This is a genomic window from Nocardia vermiculata NBRC 100427 (genome assembly GCF_001613265.1).
Lineage (GTDB): Bacteria > Actinomycetota > Actinomycetes > Mycobacteriales > Mycobacteriaceae > Nocardia > Nocardia vermiculata.
The window spans coordinates 776,719-784,251 of record NZ_BDCA01000001.1 but is presented as its reverse complement, the minus strand read 5'-3'; the positions used below and the strand labels follow the sequence as shown (position 1 = coordinate 784,251).

Annotated in this window: 5 protein-coding genes; 3 read left to right on the top strand and 2 right to left on the bottom strand. The window is 68.0% G+C overall.

The window, feature by feature from the left end; all coding sequences use genetic code 11:
* A partial coding sequence (locus tag NV2_RS03650; RefSeq protein WP_281198512.1) for a beta-ketoacyl synthase N-terminal-like domain-containing protein occupies positions 1 to 3,983 on the top strand: 3,983 nt, incomplete at its 5' end.
* Positions 3,984 to 4,100: 117 nt separating this feature from the next.
* Positions 4,101 to 4,526: a holo-ACP synthase AcpS gene (gene acpS / locus NV2_RS03645; protein WP_067868970.1), complete on the top strand. Its 426-nt coding sequence runs from the start codon at positions 4,101 to 4,103 to the stop codon at positions 4,524 to 4,526.
* A 126-nt stretch (positions 4,527 to 4,652) separates the two neighbouring features.
* Here the strand turns inward: acpS and NV2_RS03640 are convergent, their stop codons facing one another.
* Positions 4,653 to 5,282, bottom strand: a complete 630-nt coding sequence (locus NV2_RS03640) for a TetR/AcrR family transcriptional regulator (RefSeq protein WP_245662413.1) — start codon at positions 5,280 to 5,282, stop codon at positions 4,653 to 4,655.
* 381 nt (positions 5,283 to 5,663) lie between these two features.
* On the opposite strand from NV2_RS03640, the gene NV2_RS03635 reads away from it, so the two are divergent.
* Positions 5,664 to 6,920, top strand: coding sequence for a DUF7159 family protein (locus NV2_RS03635; protein ID WP_067868966.1), 1,257 nt, complete (start codon positions 5,664 to 5,666; stop codon positions 6,918 to 6,920).
* A gap of 62 nt (positions 6,921 to 6,982) precedes the next feature.
* Here NV2_RS03635 and bcp read toward each other — a convergent pair whose 3' ends face one another.
* The gene (gene bcp / locus NV2_RS03630; RefSeq protein ID WP_067869368.1) at positions 6,983 to 7,477 is read right to left on the bottom strand and encodes a thioredoxin-dependent thiol peroxidase; all 495 of its coding nucleotides are present in this window, start codon (positions 7,475 to 7,477) and stop codon (positions 6,983 to 6,985) included.
* Positions 7,478 to 7,533 lie beyond the last annotated feature (56 nt).

Below are 7,533 nucleotides of genomic sequence, written 5' to 3'. Positions count from 1 at the left end.
CTCCCGCTCCCGCTCCGGCCCCCGCCGCCGCGGGCGGACCGCGCCCCGACGACATCCCGTTCAGCGCGGCCGATGCCACCCGGGTGCTGATCGCGCTGTGGACCAAGCTCCGCCTGGATCAGATCGGCCCGGTCGACACCATCGAGGCGCTGTGCGACGGTGTGTCCTCACGCCGCAACCAACTGCTGGTCGACCTCGGCTCGGAGCTGTCGCTCGGTGCCATCGACGGCGCCGCCGATGCCGATATGGGCGCGTTGTCGGCCACCGTCGACCGGCTGGCCCGGACCTACAAGCCGTTCGGTTCGGTGCTGTCGGATGCCATCGGCGATCACCTGCGCAAGGTGTTCGGCCCGTCCGGTAAACGGCCCGCTGCCATCACCGACCGGGTCACCAAGGTCTGGGAACTCGGCGACGGCTGGGCCAACCACGTCACCGCGGAGGTCTCGCTCGGCACCCGCGAGGGTTCGAGCGTGCGTGGCGGTGACCTCGGCGGACTGGTCGGCGGTGCGCTCGGTGACGGTGCCGCGGTGGACGCGGCGATCGACGCGGCCGTGCAGGCCGTGGCTGCGCGCCGTGGCGTGAGCGTGGCACTGCCGAGTGCCGGCGGCGGTGGCGGTGCCACCGTGGATGCGGCCGCGCTCGGCGAATTCACCGAGCAGATCACCGGCCGCGACGGTGTGCTGGCCAACGCCGCACGGGTGGTGCTGGAACAGCTGGGCCTGACCGATCAGGTGTCCGCACCGGAGACCACCGAGGAAACCCTGGTCGACCTGGTGTCGGCCGAGCTGGGTTCGGACTGGCCGCGGCTGGTCGCTCCGGCCTTCGACGCCCGCAAGGCGGTCCTGATCGACGACCGCTGGGCCACCGCCCGCGAGGATCTGGCCGCACTGTGGCTCGACGTCGACGCCGCATCGAGCGATGAGCGCATCGCGGGCTATGCGGGGACCGGCAGTGCCGTTGCCGCCCAGGCGAACTGGTGGCGGCAGCAGGCGATGAAGCAGGCGCGGTCGGTGCTGGCCGGTACCTACGAGCGCATCGCCCACGTGGCCGCCGATACCGCGGACGAAGGGTCGTGGGCCTCCGATACCGCCGTGATCACCGGCGCGAGCAAGGGGTCCATCGCGGCCTCGATCGCGGGCCGGCTGCTCGGCGGAGGTGCGACGGTCATCGTCACCACCTCGCGGCTCGACGATGCACGGCTGGCGTTCTACAAGCAGCTTTACCGCGAGCATGCTCGCGCCGGTGCGGCACTGTGGGTGGTTCCGGCCAATATGGCCTCCTACGCCGATATGGACGCGCTGATCGAGTGGGTCGGTAACGAGCAGATCGACAATGCCGGCGGTGCGAAGGTTCTGGTCAAGCCGGCCATGACCCCGACCCTGCTGTTGCCCTTCGCCGCCCCGCGGGTGGCCGGAGACCTCGCCGATGCCGGTGCACGCGCCGAAATGGAGATGCGGGTACTGCTGTGGTCGGTGGAGCGGCTGATCGGTGGTCTGTCCGGTCTCGGCGCCGACCACGATGTGGACGCGAAACTGCATGTGGTGCTTCCGGGTTCGCCCAACCGCGGCATGTTCGGCGGTGACGGCGCGTACGGCGAGGCCAAGGCCGCGCTGGATGCGGTGATCGCCAAGTGGCGGGTGGAGAAGTCGTGGGCCGAGCGGGTCACCCTGGTGCACGCCATGATCGGCTGGGTCCGTGGTACCGGGCTGATGGGTCACAACGATCCGTTGGTTTCCGCGGTCGAGCAGGCCGGTGTGCAGACCTGGTCCACCGAGGCCATGGCCGACGAATTGCTGAAGTGGTGCACCGCGCGTGCCCGCGCCGTCACCACCTCCGGTCCGCAGCAGATCGACCTGACCGGTGGTCTGGCCGGTGCGAAGCTGGATCTGGCCGCGCTCGCCGAGGGCGCGGAGCGGGAACCGGAAGCCGATGCGGCGGACGAGCGTGGCACCATCGCCGCACTCCCCGTGCCGCCGACGCTCACCTCCGCGCTGCCGACCCCCGAATGGGGCACTGTCACCGCCGATCTCGCCGATATGGTCGTCATCGTCGGTGCCGGTGAGCTCGGCCCCTACGGTTCCGCACGGACGCGGTTCGAGATGGAGGTCGCCGACGAGCTGTCCGCGGCCGGCGTCCTCGAACTGGCCTGGACCACCGGCCTGGTCACCTGGGAGAACGACCCCAAGCCCGGTTGGTACGACACCGAGAGCGGCGACTACGTCGAGGAATCCGATCTCGCCGAGCGCTACCACGACACCGTGGTGGAACGGTGCGGTATCCGCCGCTACGGCGACGACGGCGCCATGCTCGACAACACTTCGCCGCTGCTGACCTCGGTCTTCCTCGACCGTGATCTGAGCTTCGTGGTGAACAGCGAGACGGAGGCGCGGGCCTTCCACGCCGCCGATCCCGAGCACACCGTGATCAACCCCGTCGCCGATTCCAGCGACTGGCAGGTGATTCGTCAGGCGGGCACCGAGATCCGGGTGCCGCGCAAGGCGAAGCTGTCCCGCACCGTGGGCGGCCAGATCCCGCAGGGCTGGGATCCCACCCGCTGGGGCATCTCCGCCGATATGGCGAGCTCGGTGGACCGAGTGGCGCTGTGGAACATCGTCTGCACCGTGGACGCGTTCCTGTCCAGCGGCTTCAGCCCCGCAGAGCTGATGAGCTGGGTGCACCCCGCCATGGTGACCAACACCCAGGGCACCGGTATGGGTGGCATGTCGTCGATGCGCTCGCTCTACATCGACAACCTGCTGGGCGAGCCGCATGCGAACGACATCTTGCAGGAGGCCCTGCCGAATGTCGCGCTGGCCCACGTGGTGCAGTCCTATGTCGGCAGCTACGGCGGCATGATCCATCCGGTCGCCGCCTGTGCCACCGCGGCGGTCTCGGTCGAGGAGGGCGTGGACAAGATCCGGCTCGGCAAGGCCGAGGTCGTGGTCGCCGGCGGTTACGACGACCTCGGTATCGAGGGCATCGTCGGCTTCGGCAATATGTCCGCCACCGCGGATTCGGCGGCGATGAGTGCCAAGGGGATCAGCGACCGCTACTTCTCCCGGGCCAACGACCGTCGCCGTGGCGGGTTCGTCGAATCCCAGGGCGGTGGCACGGTCCTGCTGGCTCGCGGTGATGTGGCTGCCGAATTCGGACTGCCGGTGCTCGGTGTCGTGGCGTTCGCGCAGTCGTTCGCCGACGGCGTGCACACCTCCATTCCGGCTCCGGGCCTGGGTGCGCTGGGTGCGGGCCGCGGCGGTGCGGAATCGAGGCTGGCGGCGGACCTGCGCAAACTGGGTGTGACGCCGGACGAGATCGCGGTGATCTCCAAGCACGACACCTCCACGGCCGCCAACGATCCCAACGAGTCGGAGCTGCACGAGCGGCTGGCGGGCGCGCTGGGACGGTCCGAGGGCGCACCGATGTTCGTGGTGTCGCAGAAGTCGCTGACCGGTCACGCCAAGGGTGGTGCGGCCGCCTTCCAGCTGATCGGCCTGTGCCAGGTGCTCGAAGAGGGTGTGGTTCCGCCGAACCGCAGCCTGGACTGTGTCGACGAGAAGATGGCCGACTACCCGCATCTGGTGTGGCCGCGGCAGCCGCTGCGTTTCGGTGATCGGTTCGCGCTCAAGGCCGGTCTGGTGACCTCGCTCGGTTTCGGGCACGTCTCCGGCCTGGTGGCCGTGGTGCATCCGCAGGCCTTCGTCGAGGCGCTCGACCCGGCGCGTCGCGACGCATACCTGGACCAGGCGCAGCAGCGTCGACTGGCCGGCCGTCAGCGTCTGGTCGAGGCGATGTGCGGTGGTGAACCGCTCTACGAGCGGCCCGCCGACCGCCGCCTCGGCGGCGACGGCACGCCGGCCGAGAAGAGCCGTCAGCTGGAAGCCGATGTGCTGCTCTCGGATCAGGCACGGCTGGGTGAACAGGGGCTGTACCTGGCCCACGGTGGTTGCGGTACCGGGGAACTCGCCGGCGAGGCCTCGGAATAGCCGGGCGTAGTCTCCGTAGCGGCATAGAGCGCTCGCGATGCCGGGGAGCAAACCAACTCCCCGGTAACGCCGCGCCGATACCGAGGATGGTGCACCGCATCCGTAGGCTGCGGATTCATGACCATCCTCGGTATCGGCTTGGATCTGGTGACCATCTCCGAATTCGCCGAACAGCTCGAACGGGCCGGAACCACCATGCTCCGGGAGAGTTTCACCGCGGGTGAGCGGCGCTACTGCCAGAGCAAGGGCACCGATCCGGCTCGTAGTTTCGCGGCACGCTGGGCCGCCAAGGAGGCGGTGCTGAAAGCGTGGGCCTCGTCCCGGTTCGCCCGCCGCCCGCAGATCGGCGACAACCCGTACCCGCTGATCGAGGTCGTCAACGACGCCTGGGGCCGGCCCAGCATCAAACTGCACGGGCTGGCAGCGGAATTCCTGCCCCGGGTGCGGGTGCACCTGTCGCTCACCCACGACGGCGATACCGCGGCGGCGATGGTGGTGCTGGAAGATCCGGGCGAATTAGCGGATCTGATCGAAAACTCCTGACCGCGCAGCCCGCTCGGCCACCCGCCGGCATCGGTCTGCCCGTCGCTCCTGCGAAGCTCCCCGTCGCTCCGGACTTCGTCGGACGGACGGCACCTGCGCCGCGGGATCGATTCGGTACGGGCGTGCTCAGACTGTCCCGGCACGCTGCCCGGTGCGCGATTCCTTCTCTGCGATCAGCAGATACGCGACCATCAGCCGCTTGAGTTCGGCGACGGCCGCTTCATGGCTCAGACCGTCCTGCACGGAGAAATTCAGCATCGAATAGACCACGTGCACCAGCACCTGCGCCATCATCGAGCGACGCACCCGCGGGGTGCGCGGCATCAGCGGTCGCAGCATCTGCTGTACCGCTTCGGCGAATTCCTTCTCGTGAATGGCGCCGGTGGCCCGGGTGGAGGGCGTGGACTGCATTGCCAGCCACACCTCGCGCCGCGACGGATCGGTCATCCACAGATCCGCCAGATGGTCGACCAGCTTGTTCATGTGCCGCAACCAGTCCATCGACGGAATCTCGCCGTGGAAGTCGGCGAGTTCCTGGGAAACGGCCACCAGGTCTTGGCGATTCAGTTCGCAGACGATGACGTATTTGTTGGCGAAGAACTGATACAGCGTGCCGATCGGGACCTCGGCGCGAGCGGCTACCTCTTCGCAGGTGAACGATTCGAATCCGACCTCGACCAGCAGTTCTCGTGATGCCTGCAACAGTGCGTCGAATTTGCGCTTACTGCGCTCCTGGGTGGGCCGGCGACGGGGCATCAGCTCCTGTGGGTCGTCCTGCAACTCCAACGCCGGGTCCGGGCGTGGGTTCCGTGGGTTCGACCTCGGTGCCGTGCGCGCTTCCACCACAAGTACCAGGCTAGCGGTAGCGACACGCGGATGACACACGACCGCCCGTTCCGGTCGCGAGATTCGGCCGATTCATAACCCATCCGAGCCGGAAGTGGTATCGAACACATATCGAGTAGATCTACATCGGCGGGGGCCTGTCGGCTTTTTCCGTTCGGCCGGCTGGTTGTTCTCGAATATCCCGCTGCGGCGTAGAACGCTGGTCCGGTGCAGCTTCTCGGCCGTGGCTCCTGCGCACGGAAGGCTTGATCTGTGGTAGCTCGACCTGTGGTGACTCTTGTTCGGCCCGTAGTGACTCTGGGCGCTTCGATCGCCCGTGACCGTGTCGACGCGGTGGCCCTGCGCGGCGGTAGCGGTGGCTTGCGGGACCGGGTGCTGTCGCACCGCGTGGCCGAACTCGCCACGGCGTTGTCGGCCGGGCTTCCCGAGGTGATCGAGGCGCTGTTGGACGGCCTCGCCGCCGATATCGGGGCCGACTACGAGATCGCCGGTGCCGCAGTCACCTACCGGGACGCATCCGGTCGCCGCGCGGTGGTCACCGGCCTCGCCGAAGGGAACTGGTACGAGGCGTCGCTGGTATCGGCGAAGTCGGCGCACCTTTCGCTGGCCCGCGCGATGAGCTGGGCCGACGAATTCGACAATCTGCTGGTGTGCGAGGTGAATCCGGGGTATCAGGGCTACTCGCTCGTGTCCGCGCATCGCGATCGGGTGGTCGCCGCGACGTCGACCTCGCTCGGCGTCGTCGGTGAGGACACGCTGCGTCCCGGAATCGCCGCGGCGTGGGATCAGCTGGACGCCGCCGGGGTATGGCCGGACGCCATCGTCGTGATCGGTTCCGCCGCGGGCCGTTCCGGGTTGGCGGAGATGCTCTCGGCCGAATTCGACGCACCCGCCATTCCGGGGGAGGTCGGTGCGGCCGGTTCGGCGATCGGCGCGGCGCTGGTTGCGCAACCGGAGGCCGCCGTGCCCGCAACCACCGAACGCGCCCGGATATCGCGGAATTCGGTAGCCGTCGCGGCCGCGGCGAGCGTTCTGGCAGGGGGACTGACCATCGGCGGAATTCACGAATTCACCGACCATCCGCGTTCGGACGCCACCACCCGGCTCGCCGATGCGCGCGCTACCGGACCCACCAGCGGTCCGCGACATGCCAAACCGGAACCGGGTCTGCCCGCTCCGGATTCGATTCCGGAGTTGCCGACCGGCGGCCCCGTCGAGTTTCGCGCACCACGGCACGCTGCCCCCGACGACGAGCCCGGGTATCGCTCGGACACTCGGGCGGCCCGGTTCGATCTGCTCGGATCGAATCCGGGTGCCGAGCCGAAGCGTCTGGTTAAAGAGGCCCCGGGGCCCGATGCCCCGGACATTCAGCAGAAATCGGTGATTCCCGCGCCGACCGAACCGATCGGAGCGCCGGACGGTTCACTGCTGTTTCCCGGAGAGTCGGCTCCACCACCGATCGGCACACCCGAATTCGACGCCTGGTGGGAAAACCACTGGCGGCTCACGGTGCGCTGGATGGTATCGGCCATGACACCCCGCGATTGAGCTCTGTAACCGCGACGGCGGGCCCGGGACGTGTCGTCCCGGGCCCGCCGTCTGCTTCGGGGCTACACCGAAATATCGCGGCGCAACTTCGCCACGTGTCCGGTCGCTCGCACGTTGTACTGCGCGACCTGGACGACACCGTTCTCGTCGACCAGGAAGGTGCTGCGAATGACACCGGTTATCCGTTTTCCGTACATCATCTTCTCGCCGTAGGCGCCCCACGCCTGCAAAACCTCACGGTCGGGATCCGACAACAGCGGGAAGTTCAACTCCTGGTTATCGCGGAATTTCGCGAGTTTCGCCGGTTTGTCGGGGGAGATGCCGATCACATCCAGGCCGGCTTCGTTCAATTCCGCGAGATTGTCGCGGAAATCACACGCCTGTTTTGTGCAGCCGGGAGTGCTCGCGGCGGGGTAGAAATAGACGATCACCTTCCGGCCGCGATAGTCCGATAGCGAAACCGTCTTACCATCCGCATCCGGAAGGCTGAAATCCGGCGCGGAGTCACCGGGGGTGAGCCGATGAGCGTCCGCCGCGGGTCCCTGATTGTCGGTCATGTCCAGCACCGTAGCCCACGGATGCGACATCGGACGCGACATCGGTGGCGCCGGAT